Origin of the sequence: Sutcliffiella sp. FSL R7-0096 (assembly GCF_038595065.1) — a bacterium.
Taxonomy (GTDB): Bacteria; Bacillota; Bacilli; order Bacillales; family Bacillaceae_I; genus Sutcliffiella_A.
This window is the reverse complement of sequence record NZ_CP152003.1, coordinates 1,161,533-1,179,343: the sequence shown is the minus strand read 5'-3', so window position 1 is coordinate 1,179,343 and position 17,811 is coordinate 1,161,533. Positions and strand designations below refer to the sequence as shown.

Below are 17,811 nucleotides of genomic sequence, written 5' to 3'. Positions count from 1 at the left end.
ATTGGTACCGGTGGCCGGGGTCGAACCGGCACTCCAGAGGAACACGATTTTGAGTCGTGCGCGTCTGCCAATTCCGCCACACCGGCATACTCAATCAATAATTATTCAAATGGTGCCGAGGACCGGAATCGAACCGGTACGGTAGTCACCTACCGCAGGATTTTAAGTCCTGTGCGTCTGCCAGTTCCGCCACCCCGGCTTGTCTCGTATATATGAATAATTATTTTAATAAAATTGGAGGTGGCAACCGGATTTGAACCGGTGATAAAGGTTTTGCAGACCTTGGCCTTACCACTTGGCTATGCCACCTAAATTGTATGGAGCGGAAGACGGGATTCGAACCCGCGACCCCCACCTTGGCAAGGTGGTGTTCTACCACTGAACTACTTCCGCAAAAATGGCTGGGCTAGCTGGATTCGAACCAACGCATGTCGCAGTCAAAGTGCGATGCCTTACCGCTTGGCTATAGCCCAATAAAACCGGAAATAAAAACGACTTATTTAAAGTCGATCATGAATAAAATATGGGGCGACTGATGGGAATCGAACCCACGAATGCCTGAACCACAATCAGGTGCGTTAACCACTTCGCCACAATCGCCATAATTTTTAATTGGCAGGGGCAGTAGGAATCGAACCCACACCGGAGGTTTTGGAGACCTCTGTTCTACCGTTAAACTATGCCCCTATAAAACAATTTGTTACTACTTTTCAAAAGAAATGGTGGAGGGGGGCAGATTCGAACTGCCGAACCCGAAGGAGCGGATTTACAGTCCGCCGCGTTTAGCCACTTCGCTACCCCTCCATATTCCTGGTGCCGGCGATAGGAGTCGAACCCACGACCTACTGATTACAAGTCAGTTGCTCTACCAACTGAGCTACACCGGCATTATATGGTGATCCTTTCACTTTTGTGAAAAAATCATGGTGGCTCGGGACGGAATCGAACCGCCGACACATGGATTTTCAGTCCATTGCTCTACCAACTGAGCTACCGAGCCTAATTTAATTTTCAAAGAAATGGCGGTCCCGACCGGGATCGAACCGGCGATCTCCTGCGTGACAGGCAGGCATGTTAACCGCTACACCACGGGACCATTTGGTTGCGGGGACAGGATTTGAACCTGCGACCTTCGGGTTATGAGCCCGACGAGCTACCGAACTGCTCCACCCCGCGATAGTATTAATTAAGGTATGTTATGAATTAAGATGGTGGAGGATGACGGGATCGAACCGCCGACCCCCTGCTTGTAAGGCAGGTGCTCTCCCAGCTGAGCTAATCCTCCTATGTAAGGAAAGTTATTTTCACTGTCGTGAAAAAACTATGGTGACCCGTACGGGATTCGAACCCGTGTTACCGCCGTGAAAGGGCGGTGTCTTAACCGCTTGACCAACGGGCCAAAGATAATGGCGGAGAGCAAGGGATTTGAACCCTTGAGACGGCGTTGACCGTCTACACGATTTCCAATCGTGCTCCTTCGGCCACTCGGACAGCTCTCCATATAATTGGCTCCACCAGTAGGATTCGAACCTACGACCCTTCGGTTAACAGCCGAATGCTCTACCGCTGAGCTATGGTGGATTAATACCAGCCTGGCAACGTCCTACTCTCACAGGGGGAGATCCCCCAACTACCATCGGCGCTGAAGAGCTTAACTTCCGTGTTCGGTATGGGAACGGGTGTGACCTCTTCGCCATCATTACCAGACAAATATTATTATAATATATCTTTGAAGAAAATCAAGATGTTTTTTCATCTTTTTTATTCCTTCAAAACTAGATAATGTGTTCGTATCAAGATATTCATATCGTTCACTTATTTCATTTGTTGGGTTAAGTCCTCGATCGATTAGTATTCGTCAGCTCCACATGTCGCCATGCTTCCACCTCGAACCTATCTACCTGATCATCTTTCAGGGATCTTACTTACCGAAGTAAAAGGAAATCTCATCTTGAGGGGGGCTTCATGCTTAGATGCTTTCAGCACTTATCCCGTCCGCACGTAGCTACCCAGCTATGCCTTTGGCAAGACAACTGGTACACCAGCGGTGCGTCCATCCCGGTCCTCTCGTACTAAGGACAGCTCCTCTCAAATTTCCTGCGCCCACGACGGATAGGGACCGAACTGTCTCACGACGTTCTGAACCCAGCTCGCGTACCGCTTTAATGGGCGAACAGCCCAACCCTTGGGACCGACTACAGCCCCAGGATGCGATGAGCCGACATCGAGGTGCCAAACCTCCCCGTCGATGTGGACTCTTGGGGGAGATAAGCCTGTTATCCCCGGGGTAGCTTTTATCCGTTGAGCGATGGCCCTTCCATGCGGAACCACCGGATCACTAAGCCCGACTTTCGTCCCTGCTCGACTTGTAGGTCTCGCAGTCAAGCTCCCTTGTGCCTTTACACTCTGCGAATGATTTCCAACCATTCTGAGGGAACCTTTGGGCGCCTCCGTTACTCTTTAGGAGGCGACCGCCCCAGTCAAACTGCCCACCTGACACTGTCTCCCAGCCCGATAAGGGCTGCGGGTTAGAATTTCAATACAGCCAGGGTAGTATCCCACCGACGCCTCCACCGAAGCTAGCGCTCCGGCTTCTCAGGCTCCTACCTATCCTGTACAAGCTGTACCAAAATTCAATATCAGGCTACAGTAAAGCTCCACGGGGTCTTTCCGTCCTGTCGCGGGTAACCTGCATCTTCACAGGTACTATAATTTCACCGAGTCTCTGGTTGAGACAGTGCCCAGATCGTTACGCCTTTCGTGCGGGTCGGAACTTACCCGACAAGGAATTTCGCTACCTTAGGACCGTTATAGTTACGGCCGCCGTTTACTGGGGCTTCGGTTCAAAGCTTCGCTTGCGCTAACCTCTCCCCTTAACCTTCCAGCACCGGGCAGGCGTCAGCCCCTATACTTCGCCTTACGGCTTCGCAGAGACCTGTGTTTTTGCTAAACAGTCGCCTGGGCCTATTCACTGCGGCTCTCTCGGGCTTTAACACCCTAACAGAGCACCCCTTCTCCCGAAGTTACGGGGTCATTTTGCCGAGTTCCTTAACCAGAGTTCTCTCGCTCACCTTAGGATTCTCTCCTCGCCTACCTGTGTCGGTTTGCGGTACGGGCACCATACTCCTCGCTAGAGGCTTTTCTTGGCAGTGTGAAATCAGGAACTTCGGTACTATATTTCCCTCGCTATCACAGCTCAGCCTTAATGAGAAGCGGATTTGCCTACTTCTCAGCCTTGCTGCTTAGACGCGCATATCCAACAGCGCGCTTACCCTATCCTTCTGCGTCCCCCCATTGCTCAAACGGAGTGGAGGTGGTACAGGAATATCAACCTGTTATCCATCGCCTACGCCTTTCGGCCTCGGCTTAGGTCCCGACTAACCCTGAGCGGACGAGCCTTCCTCAGGAAACCTTAGGCATTCGGTGGAAGGGATTCTCACCCTTCTTTCGCTACTCATACCGGCATTCTCACTTCTAAGCGCTCCACCAGTCCTTACGGTCTAGCTTCAACGCCCTTAGAACGCTCTCCTACCACTGTTCGTAAGAACAGTCCGCAGCTTCGGTGATACGTTTAGCCCCGGTACATTTTCGGCGCAGAGTCACTCGACCAGTGAGCTATTACGCACTCTTTAAATGGTGGCTGCTTCTAAGCCAACATCCTGGTTGTCTAAGCAACTCCACATCCTTTTCCACTTAACGTATACTTGGGGACCTTAGCTGGCGGTCTGGGCTGTTTCCCTCTTGACTACGGATCTTATCACTCGCAGTCTGACTCCCATGGATAAGTCTTTGGCATTCGGAGTTTGACTGAATTCGGTAATCCGATGAGGACCCCTAGTCCAATCAGTGCTCTACCTCCAAGACTCTAACACATGAGGCTAGCCCTAAAGCTATTTCGGAGAGAACCAGCTATCTCCAGGTTCGATTGGCATTTCACCCCTACCCACACCTCATCCGCTCACTTTTCAACGTGAGTCGGTTCGGGCCTCCATTCAGTGTTACCTGAACTTCACCCTGGACATGGGTAGATCACCTGGTTTCGGGTCTACGACCACGTACTCATTCGCCCTATTCAGACTCGCTTTCGCTACGGCTCCGTCTCTTCGACTTAACCTTGCACGGGATCGTAACTCGCCGGTTCATTCTACAAAAGGCACGCTATCACCCATTAACGGGCTCTAACTACTTGTAGGCACACGGTTTCAGGATCTATTTCACTCCCCTTCCGGGGTGCTTTTCACCTTTCCCTCACGGTACTGGTTCACTATCGGTCACTAGGGAGTATTTAGCCTTGGGAGATGGTCCTCCCTGCTTCCGACGGGATTTCTCGTGTCCCGCCGTACTCAGGATCCACTCAGGAGGGAACGAAGTTTCAACTACAGGGTTTTTACCTTCTATGACGGACCTTTCCAGATCGCTTCATTTACCCCGTTCCTTTGTAACTCCATGTTGAGTGTCCTACAACCCCAAGAGGCAAGCCTCTTGGTTTGGGCTAATTCCGTTTCGCTCGCCGCTACTCAGGAAATCGCGTTTGCTTTCTCTTCCTCCGGGTACTAAGATGTTTCAGTTCCCCGGGTCTGCCTTCATTACCCTATGTATTCAGGTAAAGATACTGCTCCATTACGAGCAGTGGGTTTCCCCATTCGGAAATCTCCGGATCAAAGCTTACTTACAGCTCCCCGAAGCATATCGGTGTTAGTCCCGTCCTTCATCGGCTCCTAGTGCCAAGGCATCCACCGTGCGCCCTTAATAACTTAACCGTCGACCAAAATTGGTCATGTGTCGATATCAGCGATGATATCTATAAAGAAAATTACTAAGATGAACGATATTTTGTGAATATCTTGATATTAGTTACATTATCTAGTTTTCAAGGAACAACTATGACAATTCGTAAGAATTGCCTATTTAGAGAGAATGCTCTCTCAAAACTAAACAAAACAACAAGCGTACATTCCTTAGAAAGGAGGTGATCCAGCCGCACCTTCCGATACGGCTACCTTGTTACGACTTCACCCCAATCATCTGTCCCACCTTAGGCGGCTGGCTCCAAAAGGTTACCCCACCGACTTCGGGTGTTACAAACTCTCGTGGTGTGACGGGCGGTGTGTACAAGGCCCGGGAACGTATTCACCGCGGCATGCTGATCCGCGATTACTAGCGATTCCGGCTTCATGCAGGCGAGTTGCAGCCTGCAATCCGAACTGAGAACGGTTTTATGGGATTGGCTCGACCTCGCGGTTTTGCTGCCCTTTGTACCGTCCATTGTAGCACGTGTGTAGCCCAGGTCATAAGGGGCATGATGATTTGACGTCATCCCCACCTTCCTCCGGTTTGTCACCGGCAGTCACCTTAGAGTGCCCAACTGAATGCTGGCAACTAAGATCAAGGGTTGCGCTCGTTGCGGGACTTAACCCAACATCTCACGACACGAGCTGACGACAACCATGCACCACCTGTCACTCTGTCCCCCGAAGGGGAACGTCCTATCTCTAGGAGTGTCAGAGGATGTCAAGACCTGGTAAGGTTCTTCGCGTTGCTTCGAATTAAACCACATGCTCCACCGCTTGTGCGGGCCCCCGTCAATTCCTTTGAGTTTCAGTCTTGCGACCGTACTCCCCAGGCGGAGTGCTTAATGCGTTAGCTGCAGCACTAAAGGGCGGAAACCCTCTAACACTTAGCACTCATCGTTTACGGCGTGGACTACCAGGGTATCTAATCCTGTTTGCTCCCCACGCTTTCGCGCCTCAGTGTCAGTTACAGACCAGAAAGTCGCCTTCGCCACTGGTGTTCCTCCAAATCTCTACGCATTTCACCGCTACACTTGGAATTCCACTTTCCTCTTCTGCACTCAAGTCCCCCAGTTTCCAATGACCCTCCACGGTTGAGCCGTGGGCTTTCACATCAGACTTAAAGGACCACCTGCGCGCGCTTTACGCCCAATAATTCCGGACAACGCTTGCCACCTACGTATTACCGCGGCTGCTGGCACGTAGTTAGCCGTGGCTTTCTGGTTAGGTACCGTCAAGGTGCGAGCAGTTACTCTCGCACTTGTTCTTCCCTAACAACAGAGCTTTACGACCCGAAGGCCTTCATCGCTCACGCGGCGTTGCTCCATCAGACTTTCGTCCATTGTGGAAGATTCCCTACTGCTGCCTCCCGTAGGAGTCTGGGCCGTGTCTCAGTCCCAGTGTGGCCGATCACCCTCTCAGGTCGGCTACGCATCGTCGCCTTGGTGAGCCGTTACCTCACCAACTAGCTAATGCGCCGCGGGCCCATCTGTAAGTGATAGCCGAAACCATCTTTCAATAAAGAACCAGGAGGTTCCTTATATTATCCGGTATTAGCTCCGGTTTCCCGAAGTTATCCCAGTCTTACAGGCAGGTTGCCCACGTGTTACTCACCCGTCCGCCGCTGACCTTTCAAAAGCAAGCTTTTAAAAGGTCCGCTCGACTTGCATGTATTAGGCACGCCGCCAGCGTTCGTCCTGAGCCAGGATCAAACTCTCCAATAAAGAGTCTGAGCTTTTGCTCAAAATTTGCTAGCTTGTGTTACTTAAATCATTTTGTTAATCTCGTAGGATTAACGTTATGACGCTGTTGTTTTGTTTAGTTTTCAAAGATCATTTCAATCAACCCGCCGCTCAGAAGCGACTTTATTAATATAACATGTTTCGCTAGTTTAAGTCAACATGTTTTTTTAATTTCTTTTTTCTCATTGTCGCTTGCAAGCTTTTCTCTTGCGGCGACGAATAATAATATACCATGTAATATCATCGACCGTCAATATCTCTTTTAAACTTTTTTAAAATAATTTTTCGTATGTACCAAAAGGTCAAAGCTCCCTTAGAGAATACCTCTCTGCAGGAGCCTCAGTAATTGCATCCTCTACCATTTACCTTTCAGGAACAACTTGATATTGACGGTGGTATACCCCATTGCCTTTTGTTTCTTTTTTCTCCACCTGTAAGAATCCTTTTTCCACCAAATACTCCACCAGGACACTTAGATCTACAGAATACATACGTAATTTTGGATGGTGGAGCATTTCATTGTACGACCACGCCTCTTCTTTTTCTTCCAATACTTCCATTAGATGTTTGGCACCTGTTCGAGTTCTGGAGTAAATCATAAACTCATTGGCAAGGAACAAGAGCTCCAACCTTTTATCGATCGGCTCATCCCCTTGAATCAATTCTTCATATAACTTGTAGATTTCCGGTTCTATTTTCTTTACTTGATTCCACACCGTAATTTCAGGATGAAATCCATGGTCGATGACCGCAAGCCTTGCCAAGTGATGAAGTGAGTGTACGATGTGATTGTAAGCATCGATATAATGCTTGGAGTCAAAAAAGTCTTTCCCTTCCAGATATCTTCTTATCAATTTAGCGAATTCAAGTCCTATTTTCAGTTTTCGGTCTTCCAAGGGAAAATCGAGCAACTTACTTCTAAGAGAGTAAATGAACTCATTTCGATCAAACAGGACTTTCCCGTTGATGATCCAGTCAATCACCCTTCGATTTGTTCCAAGGGTAATCCACTGTTCAAGCTGTTGTTCACTTGCGATGTAGAGGGCCGCTTTCTTTTGAAGTAGCTCGTAGTGTTTCACATATAAGGATTCCTCAAGTTCTTTTACAACCATAAAGAGGATTACATCAAATTTATCTGTATTAGGGCTAACAGGATTTTTCTTTTCTATCATTAAGATTCCTTGCGTGTTGGATTGACTTGCGCGTTCTTGATAGATAGGACGAAGTAAATCTTCCATCTTAGAGACCTCCATATTTAAAAGGGTTTCCCCTATTATTCGACACTTTCTATTAAAAACCTTTTTATTAATTGTAATCCAGAACATTCCGTCAACTTCCGAAAATCAATATGTATGCCGAACGCACTCCATTTGCAATCATTTTATGCTATTATAATGTTTTAGGAGGTAGTGGCTATGGCTCGTAAATATTCCAGTAAAATAAATAAAATTAGAACTTTTGCACTCAGTCTCGTCTTCATCGGTTTCTTTGTTATGTATATAGGTATTTTCTTTCAAGGGAATATGCTCGTCATGACGCTGTTTATGCTGTTGGGTCTTTTGTGCATTGTCGGCTCCACGGTCGTTTATTTTTGGATCGGGATGCTTTCGACAAAAGCCATACAGGTAGTTTGCCCCAATTGCGGGAAGCATACCAAAGTACTTGGGCGTGTGGACATGTGCATGTATTGTAATGAACCGTTGACAATGGACCCTTCTCTTGAAGGAAAAGAGTTCAACGAAGACTATAATTCAAAAAAGAAAGCTGATAGGATTTGATCCTATCAGCTTTTTTTATGGCTTTGTTAAACACCGCTGTTGATTTCCGCACTAGGCTTCGCTTTCCTAGGGACGTTTGGGGAGCCTGCTCGGCTTGCGCCTCGGGGTCTCCCCTGAAACGCTATCTCCCTAAGGAGACTTCGCCGATAGCTCCAATTAACAGCTAGGTTAGGTTGCTGCAAAAATCAACAGTATGCTTTAACAGAGCTTTTATTATAGTTGAAATGCCCGATGTTCCATCAACTGTACCCTTTTATCAATGGGCGCCTTTGTCACACTCAGGACAAACTCCGTAAATTTCCATGCGATGGCGAGCAATTTTGAATCCAGTAACATGGGCAGCCAATGCTTCCACTTCATCAAGACCCGGATAATGGAAGTCGACAATTTTGCCGCATTCGTCGCAGATAAGATGATAATGGTCGGTTGTCACGTAATCAAAGCGACTGGAGTTGTCTCCATAGGTCAATTCTTTTACAAGACCAACTTCTCGAAAAACTCTCAGGTTGTTGTAAACTGTCGCCACACTCATGTTTGGAAACTTTCCTTCAAGTGCTTTGTATATATCGTCAGCTGTCGGATGGGACATTGATTGAATTAGATACTCTAAAATCGCATGACGCTGTGGAGTTATGCGAACTCCAGTTTGTTTTAGCGTTTCGAGCGCTTCTTTTAATTGTTCGTTTGCCACAGTCATGCACCTCACTTTTCATAAAGATTATTACTTTATAATATTTATAATTAGTGTACCGTGATATTGATATTTTTGTCAATGTTATTACTTATATGTTGAAATCAATTTTTTAAACCTCTGGCTTTAAAACTGGTTCTTCCATTTTTAATTGACTGTTCACATAGCGCGCTACGACAAACAGATAGTCAGAAAGCCGATTCAAGTATGCAAGTACATTTGGGGAAAGCTCATCGTTCAAGCCAACAGCAGATCTTTCCGCTCTTCTGACAATGGTTCGTGCACTATGTAACGCTGCTCCCCCTTTGGACCCGCCCGGTAATATAAAATTCTTCAAAGGAGATAATGTAGCGTCGAGTTCATCCATTTCGTCTTCCAAACTTTTCACATGCTTTTCCGTCAGCTTCCATTTCACTTCTTTCCCTGCAGGTGTGGCAAGTTCCGCTCCGACGTGAAACAGAATCGTCTGAATGTTGGAGAATGATCGCAAAAGCTCTTCTTTACGAGCGAAGCTCTCCTCGTGCAAGTAGGCTACCGCGAGTCCAATCATTGAATTCGCCTCATCACATGTACCATATGCTTCTACACGAACATGATTTTTATCCACTCTTTGTCCGTACACTAAAGAGGTCTGCCCTTTGTCTCCTGTTTTCGTATATATCTTCATCTTCCCCATTCCCCTCACTCAAATTTATACTCTACTTTCCTTATAGCAAAAAAACACCTGCAAGTCCATCAAGGACAAGCAGGTGCCTTCATTTATTTATCCAACATAATCAATCGGTGCGTTCGGCCCAAGCGGAAGTCCAGTAAGGATCCAAACAATCAGCATGATCACCCATACGATGGAGAAGAACACAGAGTATGGAATCATCGTGGAGATCAACGTACCGATACCCACTTTTTTATCATACTTTTGTGCAAAAGCGATAACAATTGCGAAGTACGGCATCAATGGTGAAATTACATTTGTTGTGGAATCTGCAAGACGGTAAGCCAATTGAGTAAGCTCTGGTGAATAACCAAGACCCATCATCATTGGGACGAATACCGGCGCCATGATTGCCCATTTAGCAGACGCACTTCCGATGAACAGGTTGATAAACCCAGCTACTACAATAAATGTAAGGATTAATAATATACTCATGAAACGGTTGGAGCTGTCGAAGCCGATCCCTTGGATCAGTTCTGCACCATTTACAGCAAGAACAAGTCCCAGTTTCGTTTCATTGAAATATGCGACAAATTGACCTGCAACAAATGCAAGGACAATGTAAGCTCCCATTGTCGCCATTGTGTCGGACATCTGGTTTGCCACATCTTTGTCATTTTTGATTGATTTTGTGACCATTCCATAAACAAGTCCCGGAATGAAGAACATAATCAGAATGACCGGTACAAGCGTGTGGAAGAACGGCGCTTCCAAGAATGTCCCATCTCCACGCAGTGGTCCCCATGAAGGAACGACTAGCAGAGCCAATATGGCAATCGTTGCGATAAATGCAAATAATGCTGCCCATAGACCTTTTCTCTCTTCAGGCTTTAGATAATCCACATCACCTTTATAAGCACCTTTGTACTCACCAAGACGTGGTTCGACAAGCTTGTCCGTTACGAACGTACCAACGATTGTAAGTACGAAGACAGAGGCGAACATGAAGTAGTAGTTCATCATGTAGTTCATACCCGCAGCATATTCTGGGTTAACAGTTGCAGCAGCTTCCTGTGTCAATGATCCAAGTAGTGGATCTAATGAAGTAAGCAATAAGTTCGCACTGAACCCTGCAGATACTCCGGCGAATGCTGCAGCAAGACCTGCAAGCGGATGTCTTCCGAGACCTGCGAAAAGTACTGCACCTAAAGGTGTCAATACTACGTAACCAGCGTCAGCAGCCATGGAGGACATGATACCACCAAATACAAGTGCTGCTGTCATTAGTTGCTTCGGTACGGAGGTTACCATTCCGCGTAGTGCTGCACTGATAAGGCCGGATCTTTCAGCGATACCGATACCAATCATCGTTACAAGAACCGTTCCAAGCGGAGCGAAGTTTGTAAAGTTGGTGACGGCACTTTGGAAGATATAAGCAATCCCCTCTGAACTGAATAGGTTTTTAACTTGCAGTACTTCCCCTTCGTTTAAAGGATCGTCTACCTGAACGCCCATGCTGGAAAAAATTCCAGAAGCGACAATAACCAATAACGCGAAAATTGCGAATAGAGTTACCGGATGTGGCAGCTTGTTTCCTACACGCTCGATACTGTCTAGAGCACGCATAACGAAGCCGCGTTTCTTTTGAGTTGCTTCCATTAGGAAATCCCCTTTCTTAATCTATTAAATTTTCAAAAAATAATAGGTAAAAATCCTTTATCAGTATAATAAAAAAGTTCTACATATGGAAGGGTTCTGGTAATATGCGCAAAATAACCAATTTTAAAAATAATGTTAATACTATGTATCCTTTACCTCACTAATGCCCTTGTTCCACGATCACCTTCCCTTACTTTTCCCAGAAAAGGAGATTTCCTATCACTTTTATGGAAAACCAACAGGAGTTGACGCAGATTATATTCTCCAGTTAACCAAACAAAAAAGGAGTGTAAGCTTTTATGCTTACACTCTAATCACGTCAACTTTTGAGGAGGTATGCCCTACACTATAAAGTACTCAAGGGAGCCTCTTTTGGAGTTAGACATTTGACTTATTTTCTGATGAAATGGGCTAGGGCTATTCAGAGATTTTCTTTTACAAAGGTTAAGGCCTCTTCCACATGACCTTTCACCTTCACTTTTCTCCACTCCTTCACCATTTCTCCTTCTTTATCAATAAGGAATGTGGAACGTTCTATTCCCATATACTCTTTACCGAAGTTCTTCTTTAATTTCCATACATCATATAGCTCGGCTACTTCATGGTTTTCATCCACTAAGAGAAGGAACGGCAATCCATGCTTTTCAATAAACTTTTCATGTCTGGATTGCGGATCAGGACTTACTCCAAGAATAACCGTATCGAGATTCGAAAAGTCTTCATGCATATCCCGGAAATCGCAGGCCTGTGTCGTACATCCAGGCGTCATATCCTTGGGGTAAAAGTAAAGAACGACATTCTTGCCACGAAAACTGGAAAGTGTCACTGTTTCCCCTGTATTGGAAAGCAAAGAAAAATCGGGTGCCTTTTTGCCAACTTCAATTGTCATTACAAACTCCTCCTTATGTATTCACTTTCCTTAAGCCTACCGAATGAAGGAAGATTTATCAAGAATCGCGGTATCATACATATACTTTCTCAAATGAACTAAACTAATTAGAAATTAAAAAAGGAGGAAAATAAAATGGAGAAAGAAGATGTACTTCATGAAGGCGCAGTAACAGAACACAATAAAGAAATCAGCGTTAACCAGAAGTCCATAAAGACCCCCTTAAACGCTGACGCCAACTGTCAGGAACCAGTATCAGAGTTATCGAACCGCTTTCTAAACGAGGGGAATTAAATAGGGTCTTTTCACAAAGGTAGTTGCCAGCCACTAGCCAAAAGTCGACAATTGGACTTTATCAGCTTAATAAAGATTATCTTTCGCGCCCGTCCATGTGCAGGACAACCCGGACCACAAAGGCTGCGGGCATGACAAAGCCGATCAACGCTTCAGTCATCGCAATGGCCCTGCCGATCCCTATCGGGGTAATATCTCCATATCCAACAGTCAAAATGGTGATGGCACTAAAATAGACCGAGCGAAAAAAGATGGAAAAATAACTTCCACTGATTATTTCGCCTCTTTCCATGAGAACAGGGTGACCTTCCAAATGCAAGACCGTATATAAAAGTCCAAATGATAGCAAAAGTGTAGAATAAATCAGAAGTAACAGCAAAAGTGTTTCTTTTGAGACATAGGGAATGCTTCTGCTTTCTGATGAGAATACATGTGAAAAACTGATAAAGATTGCAATAAATATCAAGATGACGACAAGTAAATAAAGCATCCTACTCCTCCAATGCGCGGACATGCCATTAGTACAATATACGCTAGTGTTGAATAGGTATGCTTTTTTATGGCTATAAAGTTTGACCGTTCCTTTTTGCTGCAGTCACTCGCATTCTGCGGGTTGCTTGAGCCCCCTCACAACAGTTCAGGGGGCTCCACCTAACGCTACCTCCCTCCGGAAACGGGTGACTTCTGCTCCAATCCACTCGATTTTATCGGTTAATTCCCCGCACCTCTATATTTGGTAACACCAACATTCCAGACGAATACGGCCAGAACAAAGAAGGCCACTCCAATGAAAGGAGTCAAAAAGGCGTATCCATACCATTCCGTCCTACCTAGAAAATAGGCAGATGGATAAACACCCACAAATGCAAATGGGAGTATCCAGGTTAATACAAAGCGGATGACACTGTTGTAAATGTCAACAGGATATCTTCCATAGTTCCCAATATTGTACATCATCGGCATAATCGATGTTCTGGCATCCGACCAAAATCCGATACTTGCAAGGAGAACGAATATTCCTGCATAAACAAGGGCTCCACCTAAAACAAATACAGCTAAAAGGATATAATCATACCAAGCGAATGTGAGATCAAGAATACTTCCGGCATAAATCATGATGGCCACACCAGTCACCACCCCAAATAATGACTCAAGCTCCATCCGCTCAAGCACCACTTGAAACAAACTATGGATCGGCCGTGTCAAGATGCGGTCCATCTCCCCTTTCACAATATACCGTTCATTGAAATCCCATATATTAAAGAAAGCGGAAAACAGGGCATATGGCACCAAAAAGAAACCATAGATGAAGATGATTTCTTCCCTGCTCCATCCGTTCAAAAACTGCGTATGGCCGAAGACAACCAGGATAAACACCAAGTTCACCGCCTGGAACAGCAAGTCGGAGAGGATTTCCACGACCAGGTCAGCCCTGTATTGGAACCGCGTTTTCATATATTGGCCAATGTATTGAAAAAACATCGAAAGATAAAACATTCCTCACCCTCCTTGCACGACTAGTTGTTTTTTTGCCAAATTCCACAGCAACTGAATCGGAATGATCAAAATAAATACCCAGACTACCTGCAGCAACAATGCTTGAAATACCGCATTACCTGTAATACCCTCTGTAAAAATCATGCTTGGGATATAACTGATCGCCTGGAATGGCAGAAAGCTCATGACGTCTTGTGCCCATAACGGGTAAAAGCTAATTGGCAACAGCAATCCGGAAAACAGATCAATGACTACACGTTTGGCACGGATAAGCCCGTCATTATTAAATAGAAAGAACGTCATAATCCCTGTCAGCAGGTTGATCTGCGTGTTCACGATAAAGCTGAAGATGATGGATATACCGAAAAGTCCCCATGTAGCAAAGTTTGCGGAGAATTCCAACGGAAAGACAAGTGCCACAATGACCATCCCCGGAACCGAAAAGAATGCCAAACGGAAGATTCCTTCCCCAAGTCCTTGCATCGTCTTCATGCCAAGGTAGTTATAAGGCCTGATCAACTCGACGGCAACTTTCCCCTCTTTAATTTCCTGCGCGATTTCACGGTCGATATTGTTAAAATAAAACGCACGAGCCATCCATGCGACCGCAACATAGGTTGTCATCTGGATGGTGGAGATGCCTTGGATTTCTTCTTTTCCGCTATAGATCGCCTGCCACAGGAAGTAGTAGGCTCCGATATTGATGCTATAAATGAGAATACCTGAGTAATAATTGGTTCGATACGCAAGCATCATAAGGAAGCGTATCCGTATCATTTCAATATATTTATCCATGGGTCAACACCGGTTGCTTTTTAGGTTGTGGTGATGTGGCAGCCATCCCCTTGTCATAGATATTGCGGATGATTTCCTCGGTGGAGATTTCCTGGATGTTAAGGTCTGTGATGGAGAACTGACCAACTACTCTTCCAATCAACTCAGATATTTCCTCTTCCTCTTTAGAAACGACAGCGCTCCAGATAGATTCTTTCCCTTCATTTTTCCATAGGACTTCGATATCCGGAGTCAGTTGAACGAGCTGTTCTTCCGATACGTTCTGAGCAAAATGAAACCTGATTTGCTTTCCTTCTCCCCAATTGTTGCGCAGCTTTTGAAGCGACCCATCATAGATGATCTTCCCCTCATCAAGCATGACAACCCTCTCACATAGTGCTTCAATGTCCGCCATGTCATGTGTCGTCAGGAGGATGGTCGTTTTATATTTTTCGTTTATTTCCTTTAGGAATTGCCTGATTCTTAGCTTCACCAAAACATCCAGACCAATTGTCGGTTCATCCAGGAATAGAAGTGGCGGATTGTGAATGAGCGCCGCCGCCAGTTCGCAACGCATGCGTTGGCCCAAGGAAAGCTTACGGACTGGCTTATCCAGGAGGTGACCGATATCAAGCGTTTTGATGACATGATCCATATGCTCGTCATAATCTTCATCAGACACCTTATATACCTTTTTAAGTAGGCGGAAGGATTCCTGAACGGCGATGTCCCACCAAAGCTGGGAACGCTGACCGAACACGACACCAATGGAACGCACAAACTCCTCCCTCTCTTTATGGGGGTTCATCCCGTTGACACGAACTGTCCCTGACGTCGGGGTCAGAATTCCCGTCAGCATTTTAATGGTGGTTGACTTTCCAGCCCCATTCTCTCCGATATACCCTACCATTTCACCTTGCTTGATGGTAAAAGAAACATCGTGTACCGCAGGAACTATTTTATAGTTTCTCGTAAAAAGGTCGCGGAACGCTCCCTTCAAACCAGAACGACTAGAATATGCTTTAAACTCTTTGCGGAGTGATTCTACTTCTATGACGTTATGCATCTATATTTCTTCCTTTCTATTAATAAGGGTTTCTAAGATTGTAAATCGTTTTTAGCTGTTGATTGGAGCAAAAGACGAAGACTCCAGCGGGGGAGTAGTGAGAATGTTGAGACCCCGCAGGCTTGCCGAGGAGGCTCAAGGTCGCCCTCTGGATAAGCGAAGCCATTTGCGGAAATCAACAGCGGCGTTCATCAAATTCAAAAAAGCTCATAGGGACTAGTTTATTACAAAGGAGGTGGAACACTCAAACGGGAAGCTTCGGGAAGTCTGTTTTCCATTACATCACCACAGCATTCATGATAAAATAACATATCATTTGATTTACCCAAATCAAGAGGAGGATACAATCAGAAATGAACTTTACAAAATCTGGTCAAATACACGAAGAAGCTCTGCAACATATCGTCGGTGGTGTGAACAGCCCGTCACGTTCCTATAAAGCAGTTGGCGGCGGTGCGCCGGTAGTAATGGAACGGGCGGAAGGAGCATATTTCTGGGATGTGGACGGCAATAAATACATTGACTACTTGGCAGCATATGGTCCAATCATCACCGGTCATGCCCACCCCCATATTACTGAAGCCATTACAAAAGCTGCGCAAACCGGGGTCCTTTACGGTACACCAACCCCCCATGAAGTGAAATTTGCGAAGATGCTAAAAGAGGCGATGCCAGGAATGGACAAAGTACGTTTCGTCAACTCGGGTACCGAGGCGGTAATGACGACCATCCGCGTGGCGCGTGCTTATACAGGTCGGGACAAAATCATCAAGTTTGCCGGCTGCTATCACGGACATTCGGATCTTGTTCTTGTTGCAGCAGGTTCTGGTCCAGCTACACTTGGCACACCTGATTCAGCGGGGGTACCAAAGAGCATTGCCAATGAAGTCATCACGGTGCCTTTCAACGACATCGAGCCTTTCCGTGAAGCCATGGAAAAATGGGGCGACCAGATCGCTGGCGTACTTGTGGAGCCAATCGTCGGTAACTTTGGAATAGTGGAACCAATACCTGGCTTCCTTCAAGCCGTGAACGATATCAGTCATGAAGCTGGCGCATTGGTCATCTATGATGAGGTTATTACAGCCTTCCGTTTTATGTATGGCGGTGCGCAGGACATGCTTGGAATCACACCGGATTTGACAGCGCTTGGTAAAATCATCGGCGGCGGACTTCCGATTGGTGCCTATGGCGGACGAGCGGAAATTATGGAGAAAGTTGCACCACTTGGCCCTGCATATCAGGCAGGAACCATGGCGGGTAACCCGGCATCCATTTTGTCAGGAATCGCATGCTTGGAAGTTCTCCAAAAAGAAGGAGTATACGAACACCTTGATCATATTGGCAAGCTATTAGAAGAAGGTATTCGTGAAAGAGCAGAAAAGTACGGAGTCACCATTACCATCAACCGCCTCAAAGGAGCACTTACCATCTATTTCACGGATGAAACGGTAGTCAACTATGAACAGGCGGAAAATACAGATGGCGAGCAGTTTGCTAAATTCTTCAAACTGATGCTTAACCAAGGTATCAACCTTGCACCATCAAAATACGAAGCATGGTTTGTGACAACCGAACATACCGAAGAAGATGTCAGAGTGACACTAGATGCAGTTGAGCACGCATTCAAGGAATTAGCGAATGCATAAATATACAAGACAGCGTGTACACAAATACGCTGTCTTTTTCTAATTACTACCTTGTAAACGCTTACAAATAAACACTTTTTCTATCCCCCTACTTGTATGACCTCTTCACTTTTTTGCATAAAAAATTGATTTTTAATGTTTGAAATGTTAGTATATAATTTAAAGTCTGAAAATTCCCTTATTTATTTTTCCTCACTTTTTACCTATTTATAAGAAAACCGTATGGCAAACCTCACGCAGAGCGCTAAGCTACTACAATTTAACTGCACACGTTTTTCTTATTAACTATCAAACCACAGGAGGTGAATGGCTAGTTAGGGTCCCCTCTAA

Annotated in this window: 12 protein-coding genes, 16 tRNA genes and 3 rRNA genes; 3 read left to right on the top strand and 28 right to left on the bottom strand. The window is 45.8% G+C overall.

What is annotated here, in order from left to right:
• Positions 1-2: 2 nt before the first annotated feature.
• The 20 genes from MKY77_RS06055 to MKY77_RS05960 all read right to left on the bottom strand — a co-directional run bounded on the left by MKY77_RS06055 (position 3) and on the right by MKY77_RS05960 (position 7,770).
• Positions 3-86 (bottom strand) — tRNA-Leu (locus MKY77_RS06055).
• 24 nt (positions 87-110) lie between these two features.
• Positions 111-199, bottom strand: a tRNA-Leu gene (locus MKY77_RS06050).
• A 36-nt stretch (positions 200-235) separates the two neighbouring features.
• Positions 236-309: transfer RNA gene (locus MKY77_RS06045), tRNA-Cys, on the bottom strand.
• A gap of 9 nt (positions 310-318) precedes the next feature.
• Positions 319-393 (bottom strand) — tRNA-Gly (locus MKY77_RS06040).
• A 5-nt stretch (positions 394-398) separates the two neighbouring features.
• Positions 399-473, bottom strand: a tRNA-Gln gene (locus MKY77_RS06035).
• Positions 474-524: 51 nt separating this feature from the next.
• Positions 525-600 (bottom strand) — tRNA-His (locus MKY77_RS06030).
• Between the two features lie 13 nt (positions 601-613).
• A tRNA-Trp gene (locus MKY77_RS06025) sits at positions 614-687 on the bottom strand.
• A 33-nt stretch (positions 688-720) separates the two neighbouring features.
• Positions 721-804 (bottom strand) — tRNA-Tyr (locus tag MKY77_RS06020).
• Positions 805-811: 7 nt separating this feature from the next.
• Positions 812-887, bottom strand: a tRNA-Thr gene (locus MKY77_RS06015).
• A 37-nt stretch (positions 888-924) separates the two neighbouring features.
• Positions 925-1,000: transfer RNA gene (locus tag MKY77_RS06010), tRNA-Phe, on the bottom strand.
• A 20-nt stretch (positions 1,001-1,020) separates the two neighbouring features.
• Positions 1,021-1,096: transfer RNA gene (locus tag MKY77_RS06005), tRNA-Asp, on the bottom strand.
• Between the two features lie 3 nt (positions 1,097-1,099).
• A tRNA-Met gene (locus MKY77_RS06000) sits at positions 1,100-1,176 on the bottom strand.
• Positions 1,177-1,209: 33 nt separating this feature from the next.
• A tRNA-Val gene (locus MKY77_RS05995) sits at positions 1,210-1,285 on the bottom strand.
• Positions 1,286-1,324: 39 nt separating this feature from the next.
• Positions 1,325-1,399: transfer RNA gene (locus MKY77_RS05990), tRNA-Glu, on the bottom strand.
• Between the two features lie 8 nt (positions 1,400-1,407).
• Positions 1,408-1,499, bottom strand: a tRNA-Ser gene (locus MKY77_RS05985).
• Between the two features lie 7 nt (positions 1,500-1,506).
• Positions 1,507-1,581 (bottom strand) — tRNA-Asn (locus MKY77_RS05980).
• A 9-nt stretch (positions 1,582-1,590) separates the two neighbouring features.
• Positions 1,591-1,707 (bottom strand): 5S ribosomal RNA (gene rrf / locus MKY77_RS05975).
• Positions 1,708-1,828: 121 nt separating this feature from the next.
• Positions 1,829-4,760, bottom strand: a 23S ribosomal RNA gene (locus MKY77_RS05970).
• A 202-nt stretch (positions 4,761-4,962) separates the two neighbouring features.
• Positions 4,963-6,514, bottom strand: a 16S ribosomal RNA gene (locus tag MKY77_RS05965).
• Together the 16S, 23S and 5S rRNA genes with 16 tRNA genes alongside form the textbook arrangement of a ribosomal RNA operon.
• A gap of 380 nt (positions 6,515-6,894) precedes the next feature.
• A complete protein-coding gene (locus MKY77_RS05960; protein WP_339149361.1) occupies positions 6,895-7,770 on the bottom strand; it encodes a nucleotidyltransferase-like protein in 876 nt (291 codons plus the stop codon).
• A 177-nt stretch (positions 7,771-7,947) separates the two neighbouring features.
• Between MKY77_RS05960 and MKY77_RS05955 the strand changes: the two genes are divergently transcribed.
• Positions 7,948-8,310: a YgzB family protein gene (locus MKY77_RS05955; RefSeq protein WP_064099220.1), complete on the top strand. Its 363-nt coding sequence runs from the start codon at positions 7,948-7,950 to the stop codon at positions 8,308-8,310.
• Between the two features lie 256 nt (positions 8,311-8,566).
• On the opposite strand, the gene perR is transcribed toward MKY77_RS05955, so the two are convergent.
• The 4 genes from perR to bcp form a co-directional block, all read right to left on the bottom strand.
• Positions 8,567-9,001, bottom strand: a complete 435-nt coding sequence (gene perR / locus MKY77_RS05950) for a peroxide-responsive transcriptional repressor PerR (protein ID WP_010198161.1) — start codon at positions 8,999-9,001, stop codon at positions 8,567-8,569.
• A 112-nt stretch (positions 9,002-9,113) separates the two neighbouring features.
• A complete protein-coding gene (locus MKY77_RS05945) occupies positions 9,114-9,668 on the bottom strand; it encodes a cob(I)yrinic acid a,c-diamide adenosyltransferase (RefSeq protein WP_339149360.1) in 555 nt (184 codons plus the stop codon).
• 96 nt (positions 9,669-9,764) lie between these two features.
• Positions 9,765-11,312: an AbgT family transporter gene (locus tag MKY77_RS05940; protein ID WP_339149359.1), complete on the bottom strand. Its 1,548-nt coding sequence runs from the start codon at positions 11,310-11,312 to the stop codon at positions 9,765-9,767.
• Positions 11,313-11,733: 421 nt separating this feature from the next.
• Positions 11,734-12,201, bottom strand: coding sequence for a thioredoxin-dependent thiol peroxidase (bcp, locus tag MKY77_RS05935; RefSeq protein ID WP_339149358.1), 468 nt, complete (start codon positions 12,199-12,201; stop codon positions 11,734-11,736).
• 135 nt (positions 12,202-12,336) lie between these two features.
• Between bcp and MKY77_RS05930 the strand changes: the two genes are divergently transcribed.
• Positions 12,337-12,495, top strand: coding sequence for a hypothetical protein (locus MKY77_RS05930; RefSeq protein ID WP_339149357.1), 159 nt, complete (start codon positions 12,337-12,339; stop codon positions 12,493-12,495).
• 76 nt (positions 12,496-12,571) lie between these two features.
• On the opposite strand, the gene MKY77_RS05925 is transcribed toward MKY77_RS05930, so the two are convergent.
• From MKY77_RS05925 to MKY77_RS05910, 4 genes are all read right to left on the bottom strand, one after another.
• Entirely contained in the window at positions 12,572-12,985 is a 414-nt protein-coding gene (locus tag MKY77_RS05925) for a potassium channel family protein (protein WP_339149356.1), read from the bottom strand.
• Between the two features lie 221 nt (positions 12,986-13,206).
• Positions 13,207-13,992: an ABC-2 family transporter protein gene (locus MKY77_RS05920; RefSeq protein ID WP_339149355.1), complete on the bottom strand. Its 786-nt coding sequence runs from the start codon at positions 13,990-13,992 to the stop codon at positions 13,207-13,209.
• A 3-nt stretch (positions 13,993-13,995) separates the two neighbouring features.
• Positions 13,996-14,787: an ABC-2 family transporter protein gene (locus MKY77_RS05915; protein ID WP_339149354.1), complete on the bottom strand. Its 792-nt coding sequence runs from the start codon at positions 14,785-14,787 to the stop codon at positions 13,996-13,998.
• Positions 14,780-15,832 (bottom strand): ATP-binding cassette domain-containing protein, encoded by a 1,053-nt coding sequence (locus tag MKY77_RS05910; RefSeq protein ID WP_339149353.1) that lies wholly within the window; start codon positions 15,830-15,832, stop codon positions 14,780-14,782. The genes MKY77_RS05915 and MKY77_RS05910 overlap by 8 nt, the downstream gene beginning before the upstream one ends.
• Before the next feature lie 353 nt (positions 15,833-16,185).
• Between MKY77_RS05910 and MKY77_RS05905 the strand changes: the two genes are divergently transcribed.
• Positions 16,186-17,481: a glutamate-1-semialdehyde 2,1-aminomutase gene (locus tag MKY77_RS05905; RefSeq protein WP_339149352.1), complete on the top strand. Its 1,296-nt coding sequence runs from the start codon at positions 16,186-16,188 to the stop codon at positions 17,479-17,481.
• Positions 17,482-17,811: the final 330 nt, after the last annotated feature.